General features: G+C 59.2%; 23 protein-coding genes, 3 tRNA genes and 1 pseudogene. 7 read left to right on the top strand and 20 right to left on the bottom strand.

Annotated features, from left to right (window positions below):
* Positions 1-161: 161 nt before the first annotated feature.
* From Q1A00_RS04155 to Q1A00_RS04140, 4 genes are read right to left on the bottom strand one after another with little or no spacing between them, the layout of a single operon-like run.
* Entirely contained in the window at positions 162-914 is a 753-nt protein-coding gene (locus Q1A00_RS04155; protein WP_298402165.1) for an anti-sigma factor, read from the bottom strand.
* A 29-nt stretch (positions 915-943) separates the two neighbouring features.
* Entirely contained in the window at positions 944-1,555 is a 612-nt protein-coding gene (locus Q1A00_RS04150) for a sigma-70 family RNA polymerase sigma factor (protein WP_298402163.1), read from the bottom strand.
* Between the two features lie 35 nt (positions 1,556-1,590).
* Entirely contained in the window at positions 1,591-2,439 is an 849-nt protein-coding gene (locus tag Q1A00_RS04145) for a dihydrofolate reductase family protein (protein WP_298402161.1), read from the bottom strand.
* A 10-nt stretch (positions 2,440-2,449) separates the two neighbouring features.
* Positions 2,450-3,118 carry a phosphatidylserine decarboxylase gene (locus Q1A00_RS04140; RefSeq protein ID WP_298402159.1) on the bottom strand — a complete coding sequence of 223 codons (669 nt, stop codon included), beginning with the start codon at positions 3,116-3,118 and terminating at the stop codon, positions 2,450-2,452.
* 212 nt (positions 3,119-3,330) lie between these two features.
* Here Q1A00_RS04140 and Q1A00_RS04135 point away from each other — a divergent pair, with 212 nt between their 5' ends.
* Positions 3,331-3,732, top strand: a complete 402-nt coding sequence (locus tag Q1A00_RS04135; RefSeq protein WP_298402158.1) for a CBS domain-containing protein — start codon at positions 3,331-3,333, stop codon at positions 3,730-3,732.
* Between the two features lie 299 nt (positions 3,733-4,031).
* On the opposite strand, the gene Q1A00_RS04130 is transcribed toward Q1A00_RS04135, so the two are convergent.
* The 5 genes from Q1A00_RS04130 to Q1A00_RS04110 all read right to left on the bottom strand — a co-directional run bounded on the left by Q1A00_RS04130 (position 4,032) and on the right by Q1A00_RS04110 (position 9,200).
* Positions 4,032-6,017, bottom strand: coding sequence for a hypothetical protein (locus Q1A00_RS04130; protein ID WP_299755389.1), 1,986 nt, complete (start codon positions 6,015-6,017; stop codon positions 4,032-4,034).
* Positions 6,014-6,394 (bottom strand): EamA family transporter, encoded by a 381-nt coding sequence (locus Q1A00_RS04125; RefSeq protein ID WP_298402156.1) that lies wholly within the window; start codon positions 6,392-6,394, stop codon positions 6,014-6,016. Before Q1A00_RS04125 ends, Q1A00_RS04130 begins: the two co-directional genes overlap by 4 nt.
* Positions 6,395-6,435: 41 nt before the next feature.
* Positions 6,436-7,050 carry a class I SAM-dependent methyltransferase gene (locus Q1A00_RS04120; RefSeq protein WP_298402154.1) on the bottom strand — a complete coding sequence of 205 codons (615 nt, stop codon included), beginning with the start codon at positions 7,048-7,050 and terminating at the stop codon, positions 6,436-6,438.
* Between the two features lie 184 nt (positions 7,051-7,234).
* A complete protein-coding gene (locus Q1A00_RS04115) occupies positions 7,235-7,948 on the bottom strand; it encodes a class I SAM-dependent methyltransferase (protein ID WP_298402152.1) in 714 nt (237 codons plus the stop codon).
* Between the two features lie 247 nt (positions 7,949-8,195).
* On the bottom strand, positions 8,196-9,200 hold the full coding sequence (locus Q1A00_RS04110; protein WP_298402150.1) for a fumarylacetoacetate hydrolase family protein: 1,005 nt from the start codon (positions 9,198-9,200) through the stop codon (positions 8,196-8,198).
* Between the two features lie 604 nt (positions 9,201-9,804).
* Here Q1A00_RS04110 and Q1A00_RS04105 point away from each other — a divergent pair.
* A complete protein-coding gene (locus Q1A00_RS04105) occupies positions 9,805-10,458 on the top strand; it encodes a hypothetical protein (RefSeq protein ID WP_298402148.1) in 654 nt (217 codons plus the stop codon).
* A 102-nt stretch (positions 10,459-10,560) separates the two neighbouring features.
* Here the strand turns inward: Q1A00_RS04105 and Q1A00_RS04100 are convergent, their stop codons facing one another.
* The 3 genes from Q1A00_RS04100 to Q1A00_RS04090 form a co-directional block, all read right to left on the bottom strand.
* Positions 10,561-11,325, bottom strand: a complete 765-nt coding sequence (locus Q1A00_RS04100) for an FHA domain-containing protein (protein ID WP_299755383.1) — start codon at positions 11,323-11,325, stop codon at positions 10,561-10,563.
* Positions 11,326-11,429: 104 nt separating this feature from the next.
* Positions 11,430-12,455 (bottom strand): STAS domain-containing protein, encoded by a 1,026-nt coding sequence (locus tag Q1A00_RS04095; protein WP_366917412.1) that lies wholly within the window; start codon positions 12,453-12,455, stop codon positions 11,430-11,432.
* A 201-nt stretch (positions 12,456-12,656) separates the two neighbouring features.
* A complete protein-coding gene (locus Q1A00_RS04090; protein ID WP_298406496.1) occupies positions 12,657-13,580 on the bottom strand; it encodes a formyltransferase family protein in 924 nt (307 codons plus the stop codon).
* 65 nt (positions 13,581-13,645) lie between these two features.
* Between Q1A00_RS04090 and Q1A00_RS04085 the strand changes: the two genes are divergently transcribed.
* On the top strand, positions 13,646-13,948 hold the full coding sequence (locus tag Q1A00_RS04085) for an oxidative damage protection protein (protein ID WP_298406494.1): 303 nt from the start codon (positions 13,646-13,648) through the stop codon (positions 13,946-13,948).
* A 36-nt stretch (positions 13,949-13,984) separates the two neighbouring features.
* On the opposite strand, the gene Q1A00_RS04080 is transcribed toward Q1A00_RS04085, so the two are convergent.
* The 4 genes from Q1A00_RS04080 to Q1A00_RS04065 all read right to left on the bottom strand — a co-directional run bounded on the left by Q1A00_RS04080 (position 13,985) and on the right by Q1A00_RS04065 (position 18,065).
* The gene (locus Q1A00_RS04080) at positions 13,985-15,223 is read right to left on the bottom strand and encodes an ATP-grasp domain-containing protein (protein WP_298406492.1); all 1,239 of its coding nucleotides are present in this window, start codon (positions 15,221-15,223) and stop codon (positions 13,985-13,987) included.
* An 11-nt stretch (positions 15,224-15,234) separates the two neighbouring features.
* A complete protein-coding gene (locus Q1A00_RS04075; protein WP_298406490.1) occupies positions 15,235-16,620 on the bottom strand; it encodes a CUAEP/CCAEP-tail radical SAM (seleno)protein in 1,386 nt (461 codons plus the stop codon).
* Positions 16,621-16,717: 97 nt separating this feature from the next.
* Positions 16,718-16,942 carry a hypothetical protein gene (locus Q1A00_RS04070; RefSeq protein ID WP_298490234.1) on the bottom strand — a complete coding sequence of 75 codons (225 nt, stop codon included), beginning with the start codon at positions 16,940-16,942 and terminating at the stop codon, positions 16,718-16,720.
* A 238-nt stretch (positions 16,943-17,180) separates the two neighbouring features.
* On the bottom strand, positions 17,181-18,065 hold the full coding sequence (locus Q1A00_RS04065) for an acyl-CoA desaturase (protein ID WP_299645324.1): 885 nt from the start codon (positions 18,063-18,065) through the stop codon (positions 17,181-17,183).
* Positions 18,066-18,306: 241 nt separating this feature from the next.
* Between Q1A00_RS04065 and Q1A00_RS04060 the strand changes: the two genes are divergently transcribed.
* Together Q1A00_RS04060 and Q1A00_RS04055 are read left to right on the top strand one after the other, a co-directional pair.
* A tRNA-Glu gene (locus tag Q1A00_RS04060) sits at positions 18,307-18,383 on the top strand.
* 2 nt (positions 18,384-18,385) lie between these two features.
* Positions 18,386-18,461: transfer RNA gene (locus Q1A00_RS04055), tRNA-Asp, on the top strand.
* 385 nt (positions 18,462-18,846) lie between these two features.
* Here the strand turns inward: Q1A00_RS04055 and Q1A00_RS04050 are convergent.
* The 3 genes from Q1A00_RS04050 to Q1A00_RS04040 are packed head-to-tail and all read right to left on the bottom strand — an operon-like array spanning position 18,847 to position 22,479.
* Positions 18,847-20,112 (bottom strand): S41 family peptidase, encoded by a 1,266-nt coding sequence (locus Q1A00_RS04050; protein WP_298404754.1) that lies wholly within the window; start codon positions 20,110-20,112, stop codon positions 18,847-18,849.
* Positions 20,113-20,118: 6 nt separating this feature from the next.
* Positions 20,119-21,195, bottom strand: coding sequence for a M42 family metallopeptidase (locus Q1A00_RS04045; protein WP_366917411.1), 1,077 nt, complete (start codon positions 21,193-21,195; stop codon positions 20,119-20,121).
* A 15-nt stretch (positions 21,196-21,210) separates the two neighbouring features.
* The gene (locus Q1A00_RS04040) at positions 21,211-22,479 is read right to left on the bottom strand and encodes a CCA tRNA nucleotidyltransferase (protein WP_299755376.1); all 1,269 of its coding nucleotides are present in this window, start codon (positions 22,477-22,479) and stop codon (positions 21,211-21,213) included.
* Between the two features lie 364 nt (positions 22,480-22,843).
* On the opposite strand from Q1A00_RS04040, the gene Q1A00_RS04035 reads away from it, so the two are divergent.
* Positions 22,844-22,920: transfer RNA gene (locus Q1A00_RS04035), tRNA-Val, on the top strand.
* Between the two features lie 20 nt (positions 22,921-22,940).
* Complete coding sequence (locus tag Q1A00_RS04030) at positions 22,941-23,948, top strand: lamin tail domain-containing protein (RefSeq protein ID WP_298404759.1); 1,008 nt, start codon at positions 22,941-22,943, stop codon at positions 23,946-23,948.
* 194 nt (positions 23,949-24,142) lie between these two features.
* Here Q1A00_RS04030 and Q1A00_RS04025 read toward each other — a convergent pair.
* Positions 24,143-24,376, bottom strand: a pseudogene (locus Q1A00_RS04025) (hypothetical protein); the annotation flags it as partial.

Below are 24,376 nucleotides of genomic sequence, written 5' to 3'. Positions count from 1 at the left end.
TCGAGGCAATTATGATGGGTATGGCAAAGAGATCCCGCCTAGTTTGTTGAGCTTGATGAGGGCAGGATATGCTACGTTACAGGCTGCAGTAAATAATGATAGAGTGCGACAGCTAGATTGCCGCACTCGGTGAACCCAAGGTCTTGTTGCCAGACAAGCGGTTACTCAGCCTTGCGGCGCACGAACCAGACTCCGGCGGCAATGAGGATCAGAATAGCCAAGACCATCACGACCGGCAGCGATGGTGGGCTGGGCGGTTGGGTTGGGGGCGGTGCTTGGCGTTGCGCATCTGGCGGCGGGCCAGCGTTACCTCCCGCTCCCGGCGCAATCCCGTCTGCGCCGCCTCCCTGCAAGGACTGTTGCATCACCGTCGATTCTTTTTCGGTAGTGGGCTCGCTAGCTAGGATGGCAGCCGTCTCTTCAGTAGCTTGCCCGTTGCGTTCATTCATAGCGCTAGCCGCTGCGGGCGCTGCCGCCGCTTCGGTTTGGTCGATCCTTGCGGAATCCATTGCAGCCGGTGCCGTTTCCGGAGCCATCATCACCTGTGGTTGGTCGGGAGGGGAGGCGCCACTGTTGAGGCGCAGCACTTGCCAACCAATGAGCATGACCAGCGCCAGCGCGGCCAACCCGCTGAGCGGTTGCAACCAGCTCGGCCAAGCAAACCGGCGCGGTCGCATGCCGGCCATGTCTGGGGTGAGCGTAAATGACCGAGGTGGCGTGACCCATGGCTGTTCACGCAAGAGATCGCGGGTCGCGCGTAGTTCAGCCAGTTCGCGGCGTAGCCGCGGCTCACTCGCCAGACGTTGCTCAAGCGCAGTGCGGTCGGCGGGGGCTAATTCGTTATCTAGATAAGCCGAGAGCAATTCAAGATCGCGCTCTGGCAATTCTGATTGAGGGGCTGGCGACGTTGTCATCGATTTCTCATTCGGCTATCAGCCGGGTGTCACTTTGGTGTATTTGACTCATCATCTAGACGAAATTTTGCTGGCAAGAGTTCCCCTGCGCGCAAGATATCGCGCAGTTTGGCTCGTGCCCGGCTCAACCGCGATTTCACCGTGCCCAATTGCACCCCGGTAATCTGCGCAATCTCCTCATAGGCTAACCCCTGAATATCGCTCAGGATAATGACAATGCGCTGGTCTTCTGGGAGTTCGGCTAACCCTTGTTGGATGGCAGCGCTCAATTCTTGCCGTACCACCATATCATCGAGGCTCTCACCCGGATCGGGCGCCTCGGTGCGGGTGTTGTCATCTTCGTTATTTGTGCTATCAAGCGAAACTGCTGGTCGCCGTTTGCGCGCGCGCAGTGCGTCGTAGCAGGCGTTCGTGGCAATCCGCAATAGCCATGCTTTGAACACGCCGCCGCGAAAGCTGCGCACATTGCGAAAAGCGGCAATAAAAGCGTCTTGGGTGGCATCGGCGGCTGCATCGGCATCACCCAACATGCGATAGCAGAGGTTGTAGATGCGCGTCTCGTACAGCCGCACAATCTGGTTAAATGCATCGAGGTCGCCCGCTTGCGCCGCGCTGATTAGGCGTTGTTCTTCGTTTGCCATGCAATCGCTCGTCTCCCGTGCCAGCCTGCGCTCTATTATACCGTTTCGGTAACCGTTGCAAAGTGCAATTGCGCGCGTTGGAAGAGCATATCGCCGGTGCGTCGGAGACTGATCAGACGTAGCCGCGGCGGATGTTGCGGGGCAAACCCAACGCCTTCGACCAAGCCGGGCCGGGGTGGCGCTGGTGGGGATGGATTGCCTACGATGATGGGGCTAAGCGTCAGAAAGACTTCGTCAATGAGTTGGGTGAAGAGCAGGGTGCCGTAGGTGCGCCCGCCGCCTTCGCTGAGGAGGGTGCGAATGCCGTAGCGTTGGCGCAGCGTTGCGAATGCAGCGGGCAGATCGATGTGGTTGTCAGCGCCAACCAGACACGTGAGTTGGGGGTGGGTGGCGAGCGCGCGTTCGGCGCCGTGGGAAGTGGTGATGAGAAAGAGTGATCGTGGCAAGGCAAGTGCAGCCGCCGCCGGCAACACACCGGTTGCCGAGAGGATCACCAGCGCCGGTAGCAGTGGCCGCTCTTCGCTGGCGCGCAAGGCGGCAAAAGCCGGCCAATCAACCAATTCCCCCGCTTCCCAACGATGGCGGCGAGCAGCGCGCAGGGTGGCGGCCCCGACGAGGATCGCATCGGCGCGAGCGCGCACCAATTCCATCAACCAGTGGTCGTGACGGCTATTGCGGCTGATCGCATTGCCGCTATTCCAACCCGGCTGGTTGAACGCGATCCGGCCATCGTGCGAGATGACGAAGTTGGTCCATACGGCGGGACGGTGCGCAGGAATTGTGGGCAGTCGCCAATCGCCGCTGTAGATGGCACGCAGCTCTGGCGGCAAACCGGGGCCGTGGTTGGGTTCCTCTTCAAACAAGAGGGTAAAAGGACTGATCATGCAAATGCGCTCAGGCTACCACCGCCCCGAGCCGGCTCCGCCCGGCGAGTGTCCGATCACCCGGCGTCACCTGCGGTTCGAGCATATCACGCTGGATGTAGAGATCAACTTGCCCGCCAAACCGGACACTGGCGATGCGGGTGCCGGCGGCGAGGGTTGCGCCTTGGGTTGTCTCGCAGCGCAACCAACGCCCCAGTGGCGCGGCAATAATTGAGAGTAACACTGGCCCCCAAGCGGTCTCGATACCGATGTAGAGGCGTTGGTTGCGTTCAGGAGCTTGCGGATCGCGCAACGGGCGGTAATCACCCCTGACCTGCTCGATGTACGCGACCCTCCCGGCGATCGGAGCACGGCAGATCGGTACATCTAGCGGGCCGATCACTGTGGTAAGGCGGAGACAATCGCTATGAACGAAGCGATGTTCATAGACTTCGCGCACACCTTGGATACGGCCATCGGCAATCGCAAAGACGGTGCGCGATTCGTCGGGCGGAATGCGGCGCGGATTACGGAAGAGTGCCGCTGCCAAGGCCGTGAGCGCCAAGGTTGCTGGCACCAACCGTGGTCGTAGCCCAAGGGCAAGACCGGTCAAGCCCAAGCCGATGCCGACCACGGCCGTCGCTTCGGCATCAAGGCCGGGTAGGGAAGGTTGGCGCTGATTGGTCATTGACTCTGGCATACATTTACCCGACGACTTATGAAAGCATAACTCACGATGGTGTGATTCTAGCACGAAGGGGCAGCCTGCGCAAATGCTTTTCAGTTGTGACTATGGTTGATATGATGCAAATTACACTGACCACTTTCCATATTGACGCGGTGTGTCAGATTGATTAAACTATAGCAATCATGATTGGTTGCGGAATCTTTGTGTCGTGAAAGGAAGGTCCCATGGAGCGGACGGTTGGCGAGGTGATGCATGTTGGTGTGTTGACCTGCCGGCGCGAGACCCCGATCCAAGATGTCGCCCGTCAGATGTCAGAGCAGGACATTAGTGCTTTGGTCGTCGTTGATGATGAGGGATACATGGTTGGTCTGGTTTCGCGGACCGATCTGGTCAATGCACGTTTGTATGAACAGTATTGGAAGCATTGGCGTGGTTTGACAGCCGGCCATATTATGATTACCGATGTAGTTTCGGTTACACCGCAAGACACGCTAGAGCATGCCAGTCGCCTGATGATGGAACGCCGGATTCATCGGGTGGTGGTGGTCGAACCCGGTGAAAAGGGGATGCGCCCGATTGGTGTGTTGTCGGTGACCGATGTGGTGCGCGATATTGCCAACGAGTAACAGCGGGTTGCTCTATCGCTGCAACGCGCGTAAGGGCGGGTTTCAAACCCGCCCTTACGTGCTAGACGCGGGGTGCTAGCAGCCTTTAGCAACGTCCCTTCGCGGGCCAGCGGCCCGCGCTCCGAGAGAAGAGGGCGGGCGGCCCGCCTGCCTGTGACCCGTTCCAAGGGTAGTAAGGGGAGCGCAAGCAGCCTTTAGCAACGTCCCTTCGCGGGCCAGCGGCCCGCGCTCCGTGGGATAGGGAAGCACGGACGGCTTGATCGCCGGTCGCGGCTCGTAAGCAGCACCAAACCCGCAATTCAATGCAGATAATCCCTGATCTGACTAACCCACAGGAGTGCTCCCTGCCCGATAATTGCCATCAGCCACACGGCGACAGCAACACGCCCCCATGCGGCGCGCGCAGCCAGCCGGTCAAGTGCAATGCCAGCCGGGATGCACAGTGCCGGGTAGAGGAAGAGCATCCAGCGCAACCCTTGATCGGCGAAGAGGAGCAGGACAAGGCCGCTGAGCGCGCCGCCCCACCACGCGCCGAGCAGCCAGCGAAGTGCGGTCGTCGTTGGTTGCTGGGTGCGCCAGATAATCCAAAGACCGATCAGATTGGCCAGCGCCAACCCCAACGGCACCGGTAATCCACGCCGTTGCGGCGGTTGCAAGCCGGCAAGGGCAAGGAGGGTTTCGGTGGTGATCTGCACCGGCGTTTGCCCGCCGATCGCCCCTTGCCCCCTCCGCCCGCTGATCAGTTCGAGGTATACTGGTGTGGTGTACATTATGATCAGGGCCAACGCTACCCCCCCAGCAGCGGCGATGAAGAGGCGGGCCGGCGTGACGATTGCCGCTGACTGCCGCCACGCCAACAACCATGCCCAGCCGATCAGGAAGCCAAAGCCGAGCGTCACGCCGGAGTGGGCCATTAAACCGGCGGCAATCGCGAGCGCCAAGCCGCTTAGCGCCAGCCAGTGGCTTCTGTTCGCTGCTGTGCCAAGACTAAGCCCGAGCAACGCCGGCACGATCAGGGCTTGCCCGCCCACGTTGGCCAGCTCGCCAATCGCCAATGCTTCGAGCGCTTGGGTGGCAAACAGGTAGCAAGCGGCGCTCAAGAGTGCGGCCCGCTGCCCGAATTCGGCTTGCCGTACCCACCACCAGATTGCTACACAAAAGAGACTATCAAGGGCAGCGGCCACGATCGTCACTAATAGCCGGCGAGTGGCAAAATCGTCGCCAAACAGGATCTGGAAGGGGAGGGCTATGAGGTAAAAACCGGCTGGATACGGCGCTAAGCCCCCGCCGGCTTCGGCGGGCAGGCCGGCCGTGAGAAAGACGTGACCGAGACCGAACCGCAAGAGGTTATTCGCGTGAAATCCAGCGTCGCTGCTGATCGCATGCGGGTGGAGCAAGCCGGCCAAGCGCACAATGAGGGCGAGCAGCGCCAGCCCAATCGCTGGCCGCCATGCCACTTGCTGCGGCCAGCGCAGAGCGAGGCTCACGCTGACAGCGGTTGCGCCGGCGCTTAGCGCCGCCAGAATCGGTGTCAACAGCGCAAATGCTGGTCGCGCCAGCGCAATCGCCATGATCGTCGCCAAGCCGCCGATGCCGATGACGCTCAACCCCCACCGGGGCGAGAGCGCAGACATTTGTCCCCACACCCATGCTGCCGCGAGGGTCAGCCCAATCCAGCCGAGTTGGCCCCAATCTGGTGCGCGCCAGCCGCCGATCGTCTGCACGCGCACCTCGCGCAGCAAGAAACCCAGTACGCGCGGATCGCCGGCTGCTTGGAACGAATCGCTGCGCATGACCAGCCGTACTGTGCCGTCTGCCGGCAAGAGCATCATATAGCGCCGAATCTGCCCTACTGGCAGCTCAAAGGCCACTGGCGGCGCAGTGCCGGCCTGCCATTCGGTAGCAGTTGGCGCACCGTCAGGCCTCCCGCCTTGCGCGCGTACCTTCACCAGCCAGTATCCACCGCCAAGGCCGGGCAGGCTGATCACACTCGCCGGTTGCGTCCAGCGGTAGGGGTCAGCAGCGCCGGGCAATTCCCACCATGCTGCCACCGACGGCAGTGCTGGTTCGGAAGCATGCACCATCTGCAAGAAGGGAGCATCGTCCTCGCGCCGGCGGGTAAGCGGATCGCCGCCAACGGCAAGGTGGACGCTGAGCGGGGTTTGGTAGGCTGCGCCACACCCTAGCAGTATCAGCGCCACTAAGAACAAGGCAGCCTGCCAATTCCGGCGCACCTGCGCTACTAGCGAAACAGGCGGTTCTGCGATGACTTGCGCCGGAGTCACGACTTGCCGCTCCCCCACGTAATCACGATCACGCCGATCACAATGATCATGGCTCCCACGAGACGCATTATCGTGATTGGCTCGTTGAGCAAGACTCGTGAGGGGATCAGGATAATGACATAATTAAGCGCCAAGAGCGGATAGGCGAACGAGAGATCAACCCGTGAAATGACCCCCAGCCAAAAGATGGCTCCGCCAAAGACGAGAGCAAAGCCGAGAATGACGCGCCAGTCAGTGAATGTCGCCCAAAGCACCCGCGGTTCGAGCGAGAACGCGCCAACGTGAGTTGTAACGTGGTTCATGCCGATCTTGAGCAACACCTCACCCGTTACAGTGAGGGCGCTGGCCGTAATTAATAGCGCGAGCACCAGCAGCATAGTACGCACTTTGGTTGAGACAGCGAATAAAGGTTTCATCATCATGGTCGCCGGCGGAGAACATACACGGCGTAATCGCAAATTCCAGATCGGAGGTGATAGTTGCGCGCGATGTCAAAGCCATCGCCGAACATCGCCTGATAATCGGCATCGTGCCGGATATAGCCGCCGCGATCGAGCGCATGCATGAGGTGGCCGAACGGATTTTGGCCGGGTGGCGGCGGCGTATCTTCCATCACCAGCACTGTGGCCCCCGGCCGCATCACCCGGTAGACTTCGCGCATCACAGTGTGGGCAGTGGCGTCGGGCAGATGGTGTAATACGCCAAGAATGAGACCGGCGTCAAACGTCTGATCGGCGAACGGCAGCGCGTCGCCGCTGGCGGCAAGGTACGTTCCTGGCCGGCGTTGGATCGCAAAACGGAGATAGGTGAGCGATGGATCAATGCCGACATAGCGATGCGGTGGAAAATCGGCTGCAAACTCGCCGGTACCGCAGCCGAGATCAAGAAACCGGCGGTGGTCGCCGCGCCACGGGCGCAGCTCGCGGGCAATGGCTAGATGTTCGCCGGTAAAGCCGGCTTCGGCCAGCCAGCGCAGTCGGTTCCACAGTTCAGGAGTGGCGCTTAAGCGGTTGAGGACAGGATTAAGCATCATAGTTAACCAGTCTTCAATTGAGGCACCGGCAATGGTAGCCTGTGCTAGGCCGTTGCTGGCGAAATGTCGATGTGCATACGACGATCATCACATCCGTAGCGAGGGAGGCAGCCCCTATAGCAACCTTTGTCGCAGCCGGAGTGATGATACCGGTTGCGATGACGCAGCAGTGAGCGTGATTACGTTATACCCGCGCCAGCGCAACGATAGACAACCCAAATGGCCATTTCCCGCCACGCCCAATGTACGCCGCTTCGAGCATCATTGGCAGGCGTAACGCAGCATTGACCGGGCGCGAGGGCAACTCCATCGCCGACGCAGTCTGCGGTTCCGGCAACACCCGCTCAAGTAGGCGCACCGCTGCCGAGATCGGGAAGAGCAGAGTTAGCGCGTAGGTAAGCTGTTCGACGGTAAAGCCGTTCTCACGCAGCAACCGCGCTACTTCGCCAGCAGTGTAGCGGTGGCGGGTATGGACTTGGCGATCATGGCGCGAGCGCAGCCATTCGTAGGCCGGCAACCGGATGAGCAGCCGGCCATCACGGCGCAAGACCCGCCGCATTTCGGCTAGCGCCTGCCGCTCGTCGATCACAGCGCGATGATACAACACATCGAACGATGTGACGAGATCAAAGCTGTGATCGGCAAATGGTAGTTGCAGTACCGACCCGCGCGCCAGCCAGCCCGGAATGCGTCCGCGCGCGAGCGCGAGCGCTGCGGTGGCGAGATCAAGCCCAACCACGGTGCCGTAACGGCGCAAGAACAGTGCGTCGCCACCCGTGCCGCAGCCAGCATCGAGGATGCGCAGATCGCGTCGTCCGCCAAATACACGGTCAAGCATCGCGGCATTGATAGCCCGCATGCCGCCGTACCACCAGTGTTGCAGCTCGACCGCTGCCATTGTTGTGTACTCGTTCTTTTCCATAACCGGGGCGGACTATACCAGATGGCGGGCAAGCTGGCAAGTGGCGCTATGTCTAGCCGCCCGTTTCTGGGTTGCAGTGCGCCGCTATGCCGTGTGCAGTGCAGCGCATTCTGCTGTCGGTTACGGTGACGCTATTCCCCGCAATCGCGAGAACGATACCAATCGCGAATTGAAAAAACAGCCTGCTCTCCGCTCGTAGTCGTGCATGGGGGTTACTCCAACTCTACCCCAACCCAACCGGCGAGCGCAACTGCCCCAGTTCAGTGCATTCGATCACGACCTCGTCGCCGGCGCGCAACCATGGGCCGTCGTCGCCAAACAGATCAAGCAGACAGCCGCCAGTGGCTACGCCACTAACGATCACCTCACCGGGGTAGAGCATCGTATTACGGCTGGCAAATGCGATCAGCTCGGCGAACGACCACCGCATGAGCGCCGTATTGGCGCGGCTCAGCTCACGACCGTTCAGCAGCAGCCGCAATTCCAGCAGCAACCGGCCATCGTCATCGCGGTAATATTCTAGTTCGTCGGGCGTCACCAGCCACGGGCCAAGCGAAGTGGCGCGATCGCGCGGGCGGAGTGATGCTACCAGTGGATCGCGGATCGTCCACGCATTGACCAACAGATAGCCGGCGATGTACGCATCGGCATCTTCCGGCGCAATATCGCGCCCGGCCCGTCCGATGACGCATCCAAGCGCCATACCGCAATCGAGCGGTTCGGTCATTGGCAGCTCGATCGGTTCGTCGGGGCCAAGGATGGCGGTATGGCTGGCGAAGCGAAATGCGGGCCAGTTGCGGTCGCCAATCCAATACCCAGCCGCTTGGCGTATCATCGCAGTGCGATCATCGGTGAGCGCATCAAACTCGCGCAACGAAACCACTTGCGGCAAAGGGGCGACAAAGCGTACTTGGGTGGTCGGGATTACCAGTGCCGTATCGCCGATGGTCAATCCCTCGTGCCAATTGAACTCGCCGAGCGGCGCTTCTGACGGATCGGCGCCTCCCATCACATTGATCACCGCTTGTACGATATCGGCGGCGGTAGCGATGGTGACATCGGGGTGATCGCCACGCAACAGTGAGAGCATATCCCACTGCGCTGCGGCAGCCTCTTCGCTGACCAAAGCCGCCCCTGCGGCTACATCGATAATCGCGTCGCCGATCATTACCCCAGCCTGCGCGGTTGTGCCAGCAGGCGGAATGAAACTGACCAATCGCACTGTCATCTCCTTACATCGAGTAGATACGGCCTACTTGTCCGCAGACCATCGCCGTTGTTGCGCGAGAGCGGTTGGTGCTTAGCTCTGCGCTGCGCTCTGCTATCGCAGCAAGCTCTGTCGAAGGCGTGCGCGATCCACCAAACAAATGTCGCTGCCAAACTCTTGTCCTTCCACCCTCACGCTCGACGTGCCAAGTGCATCAACGGTTGCAATAGCGATTAGCAAACCTCAAGCGCATGCGCTTGCTTGCTGACGGAGATGGCCTCGCCAACTGCGGCGGTGCGCAATGCAAAGGGAACGATCATCGAACATGTTACTGATAGCTTTCACCCGTGATTTGCAACCATGCTCACCGTGCAATGAATGATGGAAGCAATTGCCAATGTTGGTGTAAGGGCTGCAATGCTCAGCGCCACAATGATAGCACCATATCGGCAAATAATTTCGTCCGGCTTCAATGGCCTAGCGACAGCGAATGAAGTAAAGATGCACACATCTATGCCCCAATTTGTTCACTTTTCCTCTAGGCAAGCGTTCTTGGATGTGGTAATATATTTCATATAAACAATACTTGTACATGGTGATCAAAAGCACATGGAGCACGAACATCATGGAGTACGAGCTGACCGAACAAAGCGCCCTCAGTCATTTAGATCAGTACATCTTGCTCTACTGGCTCATCTCGTTAGTCATAGGCATCCCCTTGTTGGGTGATTGGCTGAAGAGTTGGCATGTGCCTGTGACCTTGGCGAACCCGTGGTTTGTGGTGTTCTTGCTGGCTAGTTTTGCCTTTAGTCAAGTCTTGTATGTGCTGGTCGCTCGCCATGATGGTCGCCCATTCCTGTGGGGGCCAACCGTGATATTCAGCATTGGCAACGGTGTGATCGAGACGTTTGCCTTTGCAGTGGTATATCGGATTGGCGCGTGGATCGGCGACGGAATTGCGATGCAGTTCTGGCCGGGGATGGTGGGGCCGCTCGGTTTTGCGATTGGGTTTACTGCCTTCGTCATTTACGGCGGTGTGATTCATGGTATGTTTTGGCTGCAATACCTGCCGCCCCATCTCGACGATTCGCCGCAATCGATGCGGATTCGCAAGTTGCGCCCACTCGCCGAGATGGCGCTCGTTTTGGGTTGGAGCCTCTGTTTTTATCTGTATCAAGATATCTGGACGGTGATCTTCATTCATATTTTGGTCGATCTTGGTTTGATGCTGCGCGTCCGCCCGCCAGTCTTTCTCGGCGCCAGTCGGTGGATGGCGTAAGCGCGGGTTGGTAGCCCATCTTGCACTCGATGGATGGAGTGCGGCAGTCTGACTGCCACACATTGCTGGCTTTTTGCTTTATTCCCCTCTGTTGATTGCGGATCAGATTTTGACCAGCCGTAAGCGCACTGTGGCGCCAAGCCAGATATCCTCATCACCAACCAGTGTTGGCGTGTGCGGGCGTAGCCGACGCCGGACGGGGCCGCAAAAGATGCCGGAGGGACTGGCGAGATCAACAATGTGGGCCTGTTCCTCGGTCAGCATGAGGTGCGCATGGCGCAGGGCAATATCTGATCCCAAGACGATCATATGGCAGGCGGGATCGCTACCGGCTGTGAGCATGCCGGTAGGCAACGTCAAGATTCGATCGCCCTGCTCATCGGTAATGTGGGCTTGCCATACAGGAGTAGTCGGCGATAGGGTTGGTCGTGTCACAACGCGATGCGGACGCCGGATAAGCCGCACGCCGAGGAGCGCGGCAGCAACCACGCCAAGACCAAACAAGCTATTCAGCCACAGAGGCGTGGTTGTACTAGCAACGACTAGTGCGGCGCGCTGACCGCAGCCGTACACTATCGCTGATGATGGCAATGCGCCGTCGAATTGCGCGCGCCAGCGCCCCGGCGCGAGTGCAGTGATGGTTTGTGGGAGCTGCGGCGGCGCTTCTTCCGCCCATACGCGCAGATCGTGCGGGGGTGAGGAGCAGCCTACCAGCAGCGCCCATGCTGTGGCCGAGATCTGTTCGACGCCGAGAATGAGGCGAGGTGGGGGTGCGGGCGGAGTTGGGGGGATGATGTGAGCGGCTGTCAATACTGGCCAAACGATGAGCAGTATGAGCAGAACCAAGAGCGGAGTTCGGCGGCGCATAATAATCTCCTCGCACAGCAATACTCTCATCATGGAAACCGCGCGAGGAGGGCAAAAGTTGCGCGCTTGGCAAAAAATTCAGAAAAATATCCTATTGGCGCTGGTTACACCGCTGTGCGCACAAGCACCTCTTGCGGCGAGCGGGCAGTAGTAATAGTGTTCATATCAATGCCTAGCGCCGTGATCGTTTGGGCCATTGTAGGGGAAATACCGGTGATGACAGCCTCGCACCCGATCAATCGCAAGGCTTGCACCGTCTGAATCAAACTCTGTGCAGCCATCGTGTCAAAGGCCGACACACCGGCGACATCGATCACAACCATGCGCACCCGGCGAGCGCTGACCACATCGAGTAGCCGCTTCAACAGCAGTTCGGCGCGTTGGCTATCAATCTGGCCGACAATCGGTGCGAGCAAGACGTCGCGCGCGATCTCGACGGTAGGTGTTTCGAGTGATTGTACCAGATTGCGCAGCATCTGTTCGGTTGCCTGTAACTGCGTCGTTTGCTGTTCGAGCTGTGTGGCATACGTCTCAACCTGTTGCGCTTGCATCCGAGCGCGCGCCGCTTCAGCAGTGGTTTGATGAGCAAGTCGTTCCATCCGTTGCAAGAGATACAGAAATGGTGTGAGGACGAGGGCTGCGGCAGCGAGATAGAGTCCGATGGAACCGATCCATTCGGCGAGAGTGTCTTGGACGGCGAGGTTTTCTGCCTGTACAAACGTAGCATTGCCGGAAAGGTACACTGTGGCGGTGATGATCATTGTCACAAGTGACAGGACGAGCGTAATGATTCCACCCCAACTGCCAAAGTAAACTATTGCCAGTACAATTACCCCGATCCAGATAACCCGCCCGCTGCCTACCAACCCAAAGAAAATTATCAGAAAGGTTGATATGCTGCTCAAAATTGTTAGCAAGATGAATGCTCGGATTGTAACGCTAAGCTGGCGTAATATGGTAGCAGCTACAATGCATAAGTAAGCGATAGTATAAATAGTGATGAATGGGATTGCACGCTCGCCCATAGTGGTGTAGTCTGACCATGAGCCTAATATGAGGGCTACACCACTCAGTATAGTGAGTACCAACAACAGGTTATTGAGAAGCTGTAAACGCCATTGAGCAATCATTGTGCTAGCGTGTTCGGTTGGAGGTAAAGGAGGTGATTGAGGGTTAAACATTCCAGTAACTCTGTAGTTGCGGTCGCCAATCGTTTGGCAAACTAATGGTAATCAATTTACATTTGCGAGTGATTGTATCCTGTTTGTGTAAGTTGGAACTGTCTGAAGGCCTTGATGATTGTATCATCATTGGTACAATGTTGGCAAATCTTAAAAATTCGTTGAAGTCAACATTGGTAACGTGAATAATAACGGTCTTGCGATTAACGTGCCATCATGCAGTTGTAAGGCCAGATTCATACCATGAGGAACGATTGGCGCCGCCAATTGTACTCCGAGGTGGTAACCGATCACATCGGCGATCATGGTGGTTTGACCATTAGGAGCGAAGAAGGTGAACGGCTGGCCCCAGTTGGCAATAGCGCGCACGAAAGCATAGGCGCGCTGTACCGGCCAATCGGCGGTGAAGGTGAAGTCAGCGGCTTGTGGCGCAGGGTAGTAACTGCCGCCGGCAGGTTGCGACTGGGGTTGCCATCCCGGTGTAGCGAGATCGGCCAGCGCCGCCGGCAGCATCTGCGCAGCAACCCGACCGGCAAGTGTTTCGATTGCACTGAGCCGCTCGCCGAGCGGCAGCTCAAACCATTCCTGCCGCACAATCGGCCCGTGATCCAGCGCTTCGTCCATCAGGTGCAGCGTCATTGCCGTGCGCGTCCAGCCTAACCGCACGGCCCAAAAGAGCGGTTCCGGACCGCGCAGTTCTGGTAATGGCGAGGGGTGCAAGTTCAGGAAACCGCGCTGCGGTAGGTGCAGCAGGTCAGTGGGAATGTGCCACGGCCAGCAGGCGACAAGCACTAGATCGATCTGTTGCGCAGCGAGCTGTGCGGCCAGTGCTGGCATGCCTGTCCGCCCAACTGCCCAGCGCGAGATGCCGGCCCGGCCAGCGAGGGTAGCCAGATTCGCCGGCGTTACTACCTCTTGGCGGGGGGGTGGCGTGGCCGGTGGCAGGAGGGTCAGCGCCGGCATACCCGGTGGCGCCGGATGAACCAATCCCACCACATTCACCGGCAATTCCAGCAAGCGTTGCAAAACAGGCAAGGCCATTGGCCCCGGCATGGCAAAGAGCACGATTCGCATGGCCGTCCTTTTCTTTCGGGTATAATGAAAGTGGTATCACGCTGGTTTGAAAGAAAGAAAAACCTATGCCGCGCATGGTGAATTGTGTCAAGTTTGGTCGTGAACTGCCCGGCCTCGATAAGCCGCCGTTCCCCGGCCCGCTCGGCCAGCGCATCTACGAGCAGGTCTCGGCGCAGGCGTGGCGGCTGTGGCCGCAGCAGGCGACGCTGATTATCAACCATTATGGCCTAAGTCTCGGTGACCCCAACGCGCAACAAATCCTGATGAAGGCGATGGAGGAGTTCTTTTTCGGCGAGAACGCGCGTATGCCCGAAGGGTGGACGCCGCCTGCCGCTGCGCCGGCCAAAGGTGGCCCCCGCCGCAAGTAGCAGCACACCGCAGTGTGTCGCTACGGCAGTGTGCGGTTATGCCATCAACGTAATCGCCGGCACGATGGTGAACCGCAACTGGGCATGGGCGGCGCGCAACGCCGCTTCGACCGTTGCCGGATCGGGGCCACGGGCAAAGATGAAGCCGAGATAGCTATCGCCTTCGGGCAAGGGGGTTAACGGGTAGTTGAGCGGAGCAGTGATGTCAACCGACTCGATGCCGGGAATCGCTTGCGCCGCTTCCACCCCGGCGACCCCGCGCAAGATGCCGGCCTGCGGGATGGGGATCATCATCACACCGCCAGCCTGCCCAGCCCGGCTGAGCGACTCGATCGGTAAACCAGCAGCTTGGCGTAGGATCAATTCTTCGAGCGGCGCATCGGCACCGAAGCGCAACGTGCGCGAACACAGACCGCCGATGCTGCGATTGGCCAGCTCGATCATCCACGGCCCGTGGTCGTTGATGCGAAGCTCGGCGTGCAGCGGCCCTTGTTCGAGGCCAACCGCGCGCGCCGCTGCCGCCGTTACCTCACAGATCGCAGCTTGCGTCGCTGCCGGCAAGCGTGATGGCGTGACATAGATCGTCTCTTCAAAGAACGGCCCGTCGAGCGGATCGGGCTTGTCAAACAGTGCCAGCACCTGCACTTGTCCGCGGTCGATCAAGCCCTCCAGCGCTACTTCAAACCCCGGCACAAACTCCTCGACCAGAAACTCGTGCGTTCCCGACCCCTCCACCCGGTCAAGCAGCACTGCCAATCGTTGCGCCGCAGCGACGAATTGGTCAGGATTGTCAGCCCGGATCACGCCGCGGCTGCCGTTGAGGCGCAGCGGTTTGACCACGCATGGGAAGGGAACGGTCTGGGCCAGCGCGACGAGGTCATCGGCAGTGGTGCAGAGGCGAAACGCGGGCGAGGGCACACCAGCGCGGGCAAAGAGCTGGCGCATCAGATGCTTGTCGCGCGCGGCGACAGCCGCTTCAGGACGATTGAACGGCAGACCGAGTTCGGCGCAGGCCAGCGCCGCTAACTCAACTCCACTATCATCAACCGGCAGAATCGCGGTTAGCGGTTGGCTAGCGTGCAACACACGGATGGCGCGCAACGCGGCTGCATGATCGCTGAAATCAATCAGCAAGCGTCCCGGCAATGGGCGTGCCAAGGTTGGAGGCGTGTCTTCAGCGACCGTCGCTTGCGCGCCGATCCGCTCGGCGGCGGCCAGAAAAGCCGGTAACCGGTAAGATGATGGTGTGGTGAGAAAAAGTAGGTGCGGGTGCATATTGGCCCTACCTACAGATACCGTATTGTCAACTGCTGATTGGTTGGTTCGGCGCAACAGTACCATTGCTCGCTCAGGCGAGGGATGGGTGCGGTAGGCGAGAACGAGAGCGGACGCGGTCCCAGCCCAATCATCTGATCGCATAGATCGAGTAGACGCTGGTAGAACATACTGCGCGACATACCACATTGATCGCTGGATTGCACTAGCTCAAGCACGGCTGAATGCAATGCCTCCATCGCTGGATCGGGATGTTGCCACGGGTAGACCAATCCGGTCGGATCGAATGGCCCCACCAACGCACGTACCTCAGGCAATTCGAGCAAGCGCGAACCGGCGGTGATCAAGAGGCGCAGACCGTACTGTACCGGCGCAACGCTTTCAATTAAGCCTAACTCAGCAATGCCGATCAGCAGATCGCGATAGATTTGCCGTGTCGTCCACGGGGTAAAAGCCACAAATGTTGCATTAAGTGCAATATCATGCGCACGCAGCAATGCCACGGCCCGAGCGACATCGGCACGGGTATGGCGCTTGTCGAAGCGAGCGAGAATCTCGTCATCGAGCGCCTCAACGGCGCTGACCGCCATGATGCAGCCGGTGGCGCGCAGTTCTGGCAGCAGATGGGCGTAGCGCAGGATGTGCTCGATCTTGATCGTCACATCGTAGGTGAGGTCAGGAAACTCGGCGTGCATGGCGCGCACGATCGGCAAGACGTGGCCGGGGCCATTGAGAAAATCGGGGTCGCCGAAGGTGATATGGCGCGCGCCAGCGGCCACTTGAGCGCGGATGTCGGCCAGCACCGTTTCGCGGGGCACGACGCGGAAGCGGCCATTGTAGACCGGCACGACCGGGCAATGGCGGCAGAGGTGTTTGCAGCCGCGGGTGGTTTCGGTATAACCGGCGAGGAGCGTTTCAGAGCCATTGATCAGGGTAGCATACCGGTTGAGCGGTGGTAAGCCGCTGCGATCGGGCGGGATGAGGTCGAGTCGGTTGAGCGCGATGGCGTCAATGGCGGGCGGACGTTCACCGGCGGCCAAACGTTGCCAGATCGTGGTGAGCAGCTCTTCGATCTCGCCGCCAAGGCAGCAATCGGCGCCAGCGGCGCGCAGCATGGCGGCGTTGAGTGGCGCGTAGAGGCCGTAGCAGACGATAAATGCGTTGGGGGCAGCGGCACGCAGGCGCGGTAACAGTTCAAGCGCCAGCCGGGTGGCGGTATGCATGGGCACTGAAATGGCGATCAGGCCGGCCTCAGCCGCCATAGCTGCCGTCAACGGCGATACACTGGTATCAACGCAGGTCACAGCAGCGCCGGCTCGCCGCAGCCATGCCGCCGGTGAGGCGAGGCTCAGCGGTTGGTGACCAAGTTCGTAGGTGGAGATGAGCAGGACGTTCATACTGTCTATTGTACCGCAAGACGGTGTTTATGTGGCAGGGCACACCACAGTGTGCCGTTACGGAGTGGGCGCGGGGGGCACGGGGAGTAGTGCGCCGCTACTGTTGTTGCAATTCGGCTTGGACGGAGGCGGTGGTGATTCCGGATTCGTTGCCGTAGACCGTAAACGTAATCCCCTGATTGAGGAAGGTCAGATCGGCATAGCGTTGTCGTTGCTGCAACTCTTCCGGGCTGAGCGCGCTGAGGCAGCGGGCCAATTCAGCATAGGCCGGGCGCACGCTACCATCGGGCGCAAACATCTCGTCGTAAGCGCCGGTTAACATGTACTGTTCAAATGGCGGTTAACCAACAAGTGGAAAGGTGGCGTCGGGCATACTCGTCGCATATAGCTTCAACAGAGTGATTGCGCCCGGCCAGCCGTGGGCGACGTTGCCCAATCGTCTTCATTTGCCGGCGTGAAATAATCCTGAATATGGCAACGTCGATGTCGCCCTTCGTCAACTAGGAATGAGAGTAGGGTGCAAACCCTACTCTCCATCACTCTACTCTCTATCTCCCCGATTAATCGCCCATCACTTCGTGTAGAGCCGGCGTCGCTTGGCGCTTGTGCTGATCTTCCGGCTTCACACGGTACACGTTCCACACCAATCCCACCTTTTCAAGGGCGCGGATGATGTAAGCCGAAATATCGATCTGCCACCAGCGCAGACCGTGGAAGGCCGAGCGGGGGAAGGCGTGATGGTTGTTGTGCCAGCCTTCGCCGAAGGCGAGCAGGCCAACGATGAAGTTGTTGCGGCTAGCATCGCGAGTGTTGTAGTCGCGGCGGCCAAAGGTATGGCAGATTGAATTCACGCTCCACGTGATGTGGTGGGTGAGGAAGATGCGCACCAAACCGCCCCAGATCAATCCACTCCACCCGGCGATCAGAGTTGGGATCAGAATGCCGAGCGCCGCCCACAGGTACCACGTCTTGCTCACCCAAACAATGGTTGGATCCTTCAACAGCCACTTGCCGTACATTTCGATGTTGTTTTTGTGGGTAAACAGCCAGCCCACATGCGAATGCCACAAGCCTTCGAGCGGGCTATGCGGATCCTCTTCGTCGTCGGAGTGGGCATGGTGCTGGATGTGGGTCGAAGCCCACGAAATCGGGTCTCCTTCCAGTGCCATACACCCCATAATCAGAAAGAGCGCCTTAAGCGGGCGCGAGGTTTCAAAGCTCTTGTGAGTGAGCATGCGGTGAAAGCCGATGGTGATGCCGAGGCCGGAAATAACGTACAACACGAGCATCAAGGTGACATCGAGCCAGTCAACGTACTGTTGCCAAAGCATGACCATCGCGTAGATGGTGCCAAGAAAGGGCAAAAGCACGATGAGCAAAACCACAAATTTTTCGATCGGTGATTTTTCCAGTTTTGGTTCGGTGGCGGGAACGGTGCGAGCCATAGCAGAACACTCCTTGCCGGTAACGAAATTTGTTCGACTTATCACAATAATAGATGTTGAGCGGGACGAGCAGAAGTAGCTGTCGGCTAATCTTCGGTCACGAGTTGGCCGGCAACGGGGATGACTAGAGTAATGGGTCAGAGCCGTTAGGAAACGCATGCGTTATCCTGCTAACCCGCCTTTTGCACCGATTTGCATTATTGCCAAACCTATGGTATACTCCCACCGTGTTGAGCGGGTTGGCCCCATCGTCTAGCGGCCTAGGACGCCACCCTCTCAAGGTGGAGATCGCGGGTTCGAATCCCGCTGGGGTCACCAATGGGCCCGTCGTCTAGCGGTTAGGATGCCACCCTGTCAAGGTGGAGGTCGCGGGTTCGAATCCCGTCGGGCCCGCCAAAAGGCGGAAGCAACATCAGCCGGCAATTGCCGGCTGATGTTTTTTGGTTTTGTATTGGTGAGCGGTGTACCGCCGAGGATGCGGAGTTGATACTCATCCTCGGCGGCCTTTGCGTCTTGAGGATGGGTCCTCACCCCTCGGCCCCCTCTCCCCCTGATGGTGGGAGAGGGGGAGCCACTTGGATGGGCGGGAGAGCGGTTGCGGGCGTGGAGGGGATTAGGGCAAAGGGTGAGGATGGGTCCTCTCTCCTTCACCCCCTCCTCCAGCGGGGGAGGGAGGTGTAGTGTACCGCCGAGAGCGCCGAGGATGCGGAGTTGACCTCCATTCCCTGCGCCCTTTACGCCGTTGGGGGCCAGACATCCGTCAGGCTCTCCAGCGCGTTGTCTACTCACGTTGCAATGCGGCTATTGCCGCCAACAGTTGCACATCGCCACTGGCAGCTAAATCGGCAGCACTCAGGTTGCGCACTTCGGCTGGCAGCAAGATCGGTGCGTCAATTGGTTGCGCCACCACTTGATCCGGCTCAATACCTTTGCCGCGAATTTGCCGACCCGCCGGCGTTCGCCACTCTTGCGTGCCGAGCAGGAGTTGCGCCCCGCCGCTCAGTCGAAACGGGGTGAGGACGGTACCGGTACCAACGGTTGTTTCCCCCACCAACACCGCCCGACCCGCATCTTGCAAGGCGCCGGCTAGAATCTCGGCGGCGCTAGCCGAACCACCGTTGATCAGCACAACCATTGGCATGTCTTGGGCCATGCCCGCCGCACGGGTGGTGGTCACCCGCTGCGAGCCATCACGGTTGCGTTCAATCAGCACCGGCGTTTCTGCCGGTAAAAACTCGCCGGCTATCGCCAGCAACGTGCTGAGCAACCCACCCGGATTGTTGCGCAGATCGAGAATAATCCGCTGCGCGTTCGCAGCCTTAGCTTCGGTCAGCGCTTTGCGCAACCCGCTGGCCGCCTGTTCATCGAACGAGGTAATGCGGATCAGCGCAATTTGATCGGGCAACATTGCCCAACTGACGCTCGGCGCAGTGATCTTGGCCCGCGTGATAGTAAACCGCAACGGCTCGGTATCACGCCGGCTCACTTCAAGCGTGACCGGTGTGCCGGCTGGCCCCCGCACCCGCGCTACTAATTGATCGATTGTCCAGCCTTCCACAGCGGTGCCATCAACGGACAATATGCGGTCGCCGGCGCGGAGGCCGGAAGTAGCGGCTGGTGATCCCTCGATCAAAGCCAGAATCAACAGCGTGCCATTGCGTTCGCCGACGTAGATACCAATGCCTTCAAACTCGCCGCTGAGCGACTCTTGCCATTGGGCAGCCTCGGCGGCAGTCAGAAAGCGGGTATGGCCTTCATCGCCGAGCGTCGCCAACATGCCATCGACAGCGCCTTCGAGCATCCGGGCCGGGTCAGCGGCAGCCGGATCGACGTACCGTTCGCGAGCCAAGCGCCACACGTCCCAAAAGACGGCAAAGTCAGTGCAGATGGTTTCGGTTTCGGGGCAGGCGCTGGCGGTTTGGGGCCGGCTGAGCCAGATACCGAGCCATACTCCGCCGCTGAGGCCGCCGAGCAGGGTCACGAAGACGAACAAACTCGCTAACCAGAGTGGCAGGCGAACCTGAAGAATGCGTATGAAGGCAAGCATAGGTGCTTACATCCCTGTTTGTAGTCGCTGCACCGTTTCGTCATCGAGCCGGCGGATCAGTGCCAAGAGCAATTGTACGGTTTGCTCGATGTCACGGCGGTGGACGATAGCTGACGCCGAGTGGATATAGCGTACCGGCGGCCCAATGACCACGGTAGGCACGCCGTTGCCAAAGATGTGCATTCTTCCGCCGTCGGTGCCGCCGCCGGGCATCAGATCGAATTGGAGCGGAATACCTTCTTCGGCAGCGACATCGATCACGAGATGACGCAGACCGACGTGCGCGATCATGGAACCGTCAATCAAGAGGATGGCAGGCCCTTGACCAAGCCGGCTCATAGCATCATCGGCCCCCACGCCGGGCATGTCGCCGGCGATGGCAGTGTCGATCGCGAAGCCGATGTCAGGTTTGGTGATGTAGGTCGTGGTGGCTGCTCCACGCAAGCCAACCTCTTCTTGAGCATTGCCGATGCCGAAGACACTGTTGGGGTGGCGTTCGTTGACCAAGCGGCGCAACGTCTCGATCACGATCGCGCAGCCAACTCGGTTATCCCACGCTTTGGCCAACAACAGATCGGGGTTGCGCATCGGAGTGAACGGCCCTACCGGCACCACCGGATCGCCGGGACGCACTCCCCACGCCACCGCCTCATCACGCGAAGCGGCGCCGATGTCAATAAACATCGCTTTCTTATCAACCAGCCGGTTCCGTTCGTCATTGCTGTGAATGTGCGGCGGCTTAGCACCGATCACGCCGATGATTGGGCCAGAGCGAGTATGCACTTCGACGCGCAACCCCAACAGCACGTGATCCCACCAGCCTCCCAGTGGTTGAAACTTGAGGAAGCCGTCATCAGTGATGCGTGTGACCATCAAACCGATTTCGTCAAGATGGGCGGCCAGCGCGATGCGCGGGCTAGTGGCGAGGCCGGTGCGGCGGGCAATAATGCTACCCAAATGGTCAATCTCAATCTCGCTGATCGGCTCAAGATAGCGGCGCATCACGTCACGCACCGGCCTTTCGTAGCCGGAAGCGCCGGGAGCTTCGGTTAAGTCTTGCAACAGTTGCAGCATCGCATCCACAGATGTTTCCTTTGTTCACCTCGATAAAGCGGCCAATTGTTGTCGCACCCATTGTTCGGCGGCAGCGCGATCAGTAACCAAACCGTCTAGCGTTGCAGCGCGCAGCTCACGCAACAACTGGCCCAATTGCGGCCCCGGCGCTACCCCCAATGCACGCAGATCATCGCCGTTGAGCGGCGGACGTAGGAGGCGCCATTCGTGCAGGTAGCGAGCCGTTGCTAGCTGGATTGGGCTATTTGCCGCGTAGTGTAGCACAGCGATAGCGGCGGCGCTATAGGGATGCAACAGGGCATCAAGGGCGCTTGGGCTAGTTGTGGCGGCAATAGCAGTGGTTTGGTGACGCAGTGATATGAGGTCATTGACCAGTTGGCGAATAGTGACCGGGAGATGGTAGCGTTGCAGAACCATTGCCAGCTCAGCGTCGCTAAGGTCATAGAGCAGCAAGCCGGCGATCACCGTCTCAGCCGGCGCAAGCGAAGCGATACCGTACTCATCGCGGTGATAGCGCGCCAATCGCACAGCCAGCGCCGGCGTCCAACGCAAACCGGGGATGATTTGTTGGGTCATACCCCAGCGGTCGGCCAGCGCCACCACCGCTGCCGGATCGGGTTCAGTGAGGGTCAGGCACAACTCGGTTTGGATCCGTTCCGGCGTCAATAGCGCCAAGTATCCGGCGGCCAGCGCATCGGCGATCTGGGTCGCGGTCGCTGCGTCGGGGGTGAGATTGAGACGGGAAGCGAGGCGCACGCCGCGCAGCAGACGGGTCGGGTCATCGCGCAGACTTTGGTTATGCAAGAGGCGCAGCCGGCGTGCGGCGAGATCGGCGACACCGCCGAGTGGGTCGAACAGCGGCATTGGCAAAAGCCGGCCATGTTCGGCTGCCAATCTGATGGCCATCGCATTAATGCTATAGTCGCGGCGATGGAGATCGAGGGCGATTGGCGCCGGTTGCACTTCTGGCAAGACTGCCGGACGCGGATAGCGTTCGGTACGGGTCTGCGCAAGGTCGATGACCCATTGATCGACCACTATCGTCGCCGTGCCAAACGGTAGATGGCGGGCAGCGATCTGGCCTCCCCACGCTTCAGCTAGGATGGGCGTTAGTCGGTTGACATCGCCTTCAACGGCCAAATCAATATCGCGCCCGATGGGTAGTTCGAGCAATAGATCGCGCACGACACCGCCAACTAGCCAAACGGTGGCATCAATCGCTGGCGCGAGGTCGGCGGCGCGGGCCAGAAGGTGCTGCAAGGCTGGCTCAAGCCGGAAGAGCAAGTCATTCATAAGGCGTGGTTGAAAATAGCCACGAACAACACACAACGTTCAGGATGATCGTTGATGGTGATATAACGGCTTCTGGACATATCCATTCCATATGATAAGATCAATGACATTATAATGCTCTTTGCCAAACGTTGACACAATGTGCTGATTTTTTTGATTTGAGGGGCGCTTGCCGCCGACGCTATTCGTGTGTTCTAAACGGCGGCGGGTTGTACTGCTCGCTCGTTGTCATTGCGAGCCGGCGGCGGCGACGCAATCTCCTGCGCGCACGCGATCAGGCTGCTCAGGCATTGCAGGTCGCGGAAGCGATGACAGACGGCCCGCTTGACAGGCCCAGCATTCAATGGTAGGATAAAGCACGCATGGGCGATTAGCTCAGTTGGTTAGAGCGCCACGTTGACATCGTGGAGGTCAGTGGTTCGAATCCACTATCGCCCACCACATCAATTGTATCACGCCCCATGCCACATCAGCATCACCAATTTTGGAAGGTCTTCTTGATAACACTGGCTTTAGCCAGTGTTGTTGTGTTGGCAGCGCAACAGGTTTACGCGCAACCTACTCCCATTGCCTGCCCGCGCAACCAAACCGTCATCTTACGTGGAGCGAATGCGCCGCCGTTGCAAGGGTTGCTCGTGCTCTTTACCGGCCAACCGGTTGGCGGCGGGTTTAGCGATGCGGCGGGCAATTGGCAGATCCCGTTACGCACCAACGAGCCACCCGGCATCTACCCGGTTGAGGTGCAGGTACGGGCTAGCCGACAGGTGATTGCCAGCCTGCTGTGCTACGTTGATGTACCGTTACCAGCGGTAGCAACGCTTGCGCCAACCGACACCCCGGTCTCTAGCCAGCCGGTTTCGCAACCCACTCCAACCGCCACTGCAACGAGCATTGCCACGGTACCGCGCCCGACCCAAACACCCACGCCGGCCACGCGGGTTCCCAGCACACCCACGCCGGCCACGCAGGTTCCCAGCACACCCACGCCGGCCACGCGGGTTCCTAGCACACCTACGTCGGCGGCAGGTAGTACAGGAACACCGGTGCGGGTTACCAATACGCCCCTCCCTACCGCCACGACTGGCTCGACTAGTGTGGTGCCGGGTCGCACACCGACCCCTATGCCGGCTGGATTGGCGGTGACGCTTGAAATTATTCCCTACGACCCAAATTCATCAGCCTCGTTAAATGAGGAACAAGTGACGATCCGAAGTGAAGAAGAGAACGACCTGACGATTGCTGGTTGGCGGATTGTGAATATTTCCCGCCCTGAAATCCCAGCCTTTGTCTTTCCAGCATTCATTCTCCAACCTGAAACTGACGTCTATCTCTATACTGGGAATGGTACAGATAACCTCGCCACCGGTGATTTTTACTGGAAGCTGAACGCACCGGTGTGGCGCCGTGGTGATGTAGCGCATCTAATTGATGCTCAAGGCCGATTAGTGAGTTCTTACGAGGTAAGGTAGGTAACAACGGCGCGGAGGAGGCAGAGGCACAGAGAGGTAAACGCAAAGGCACGCAGCATGTAAAGGTATCTAAAGATACGCGAAAGTGATAAGGGTAATTTGCATTACTCTTGGTGTATGACTTGAAGTCTCATGTGAGGGGCATGAGTGTCAGCGAGTGCCAATATAAATCGCGCCTTTCAGTACTTACACCTTTACGTTAGTGGCTGCCAAATCCCCAAGGCCGTCACTTCACAATCAATGGTTTGTTTGGTCATGCTTCCGGGAACAAAGCAAAGGCCACTGAATTCCACGTGTTGGCCGGCGTAAGCACGTTGTTGATTATCTGAACGCCACTCGCGGCCTACCAGTGGTTCGACATCGCCGGCAATAGCAATATCTTTAACTTGGGTGTGGGCCAGCAAGCGTCCATTTTGGGGTATGGAAAT

It is taken from the genome of uncultured Chloroflexus sp. (genome assembly GCF_938091255.1).
GTDB lineage: Bacteria > Chloroflexota > Chloroflexia > Chloroflexales > Chloroflexaceae > Chloroflexus.
This window is presented reverse-complemented; position numbering and strand designations above follow the sequence as displayed.

Coding starts and splice junctions, on each gene's coding strand:
- Q1A00_RS04155 (WP_298402165.1), bottom strand. CDS start 914: ATGACAACGTCGCCAGCCCCTCAATCAGAATTGCCAGAGCGCGATCTT.
- Q1A00_RS04100 (WP_299755383.1), bottom strand. CDS start 11,325: ATGCGCCGCCGAACTCCGCTCTTGGTTCTGCTCATACTGCTCATCGTT.
- Q1A00_RS04145 (WP_298402161.1), bottom strand. CDS start 2,439: ATGATCAGTCCTTTTACCCTCTTGTTTGAAGAGGAACCCAACCACGGC.
- Q1A00_RS04080 (WP_298406492.1), bottom strand. CDS start 15,223: ATGCACCCGCACCTACTTTTTCTCACCACACCATCATCTTACCGGTTA.
- Q1A00_RS04140 (WP_298402159.1), bottom strand. CDS start 3,118: ATGCCAGAGTCAATGACCAATCAGCGCCAACCTTCCCTACCCGGCCTT.
- Q1A00_RS04075 (WP_298406490.1), bottom strand. CDS start 16,620: ATGAACGTCCTGCTCATCTCCACCTACGAACTTGGTCACCAACCGCTG.
- Q1A00_RS04050 (WP_298404754.1), bottom strand. CDS start 20,112: ATGCTTGCCTTCATACGCATTCTTCAGGTTCGCCTGCCACTCTGGTTA.
- Q1A00_RS04105 (WP_298402148.1), top strand. CDS start 9,805: ATGGAGTACGAGCTGACCGAACAAAGCGCCCTCAGTCATTTAGATCAG.
- Q1A00_RS04110 (WP_298402150.1), bottom strand. CDS start 9,200: ATGACAGTGCGATTGGTCAGTTTCATTCCGCCTGCTGGCACAACCGCG.
- Q1A00_RS04135 (WP_298402158.1), top strand. CDS start 3,331: ATGGAGCGGACGGTTGGCGAGGTGATGCATGTTGGTGTGTTGACCTGC.
- Q1A00_RS04070 (WP_298490234.1), bottom strand. CDS start 16,942: ATGTTAACCGGCGCTTACGACGAGATGTTTGCGCCCGATGGTAGCGTG.
- Q1A00_RS04115 (WP_298402152.1), bottom strand. CDS start 7,948: ATGGCAGCGGTCGAGCTGCAACACTGGTGGTACGGCGGCATGCGGGCT.
- Q1A00_RS04030 (WP_298404759.1), top strand. CDS start 22,941: ATGCCACATCAGCATCACCAATTTTGGAAGGTCTTCTTGATAACACTG.
- Q1A00_RS04085 (WP_298406494.1), top strand. CDS start 13,646: ATGCCGCGCATGGTGAATTGTGTCAAGTTTGGTCGTGAACTGCCCGGC.
- Q1A00_RS04150 (WP_298402163.1), bottom strand. CDS start 1,555: ATGGCAAACGAAGAACAACGCCTAATCAGCGCGGCGCAAGCGGGCGAC.
- Q1A00_RS04125 (WP_298402156.1), bottom strand. CDS start 6,394: ATGCTGCTGGTGCTCGCGCTATTAATTACGGCCAGCGCCCTCACTGTA.
- Q1A00_RS04090 (WP_298406496.1), bottom strand. CDS start 13,580: ATGCGAATCGTGCTCTTTGCCATGCCGGGGCCAATGGCCTTGCCTGTT.
- Q1A00_RS04120 (WP_298402154.1), bottom strand. CDS start 7,050: ATGATGCTTAATCCTGTCCTCAACCGCTTAAGCGCCACTCCTGAACTG.
- Q1A00_RS04095 (WP_366917412.1), bottom strand. CDS start 12,455: ATGATTGCTCAATGGCGTTTACAGCTTCTCAATAACCTGTTGTTGGTA.
- Q1A00_RS04040 (WP_299755376.1), bottom strand. CDS start 22,479: ATGAATGACTTGCTCTTCCGGCTTGAGCCAGCCTTGCAGCACCTTCTG.
- Q1A00_RS04065 (WP_299645324.1), bottom strand. CDS start 18,065: ATGGCTCGCACCGTTCCCGCCACCGAACCAAAACTGGAAAAATCACCG.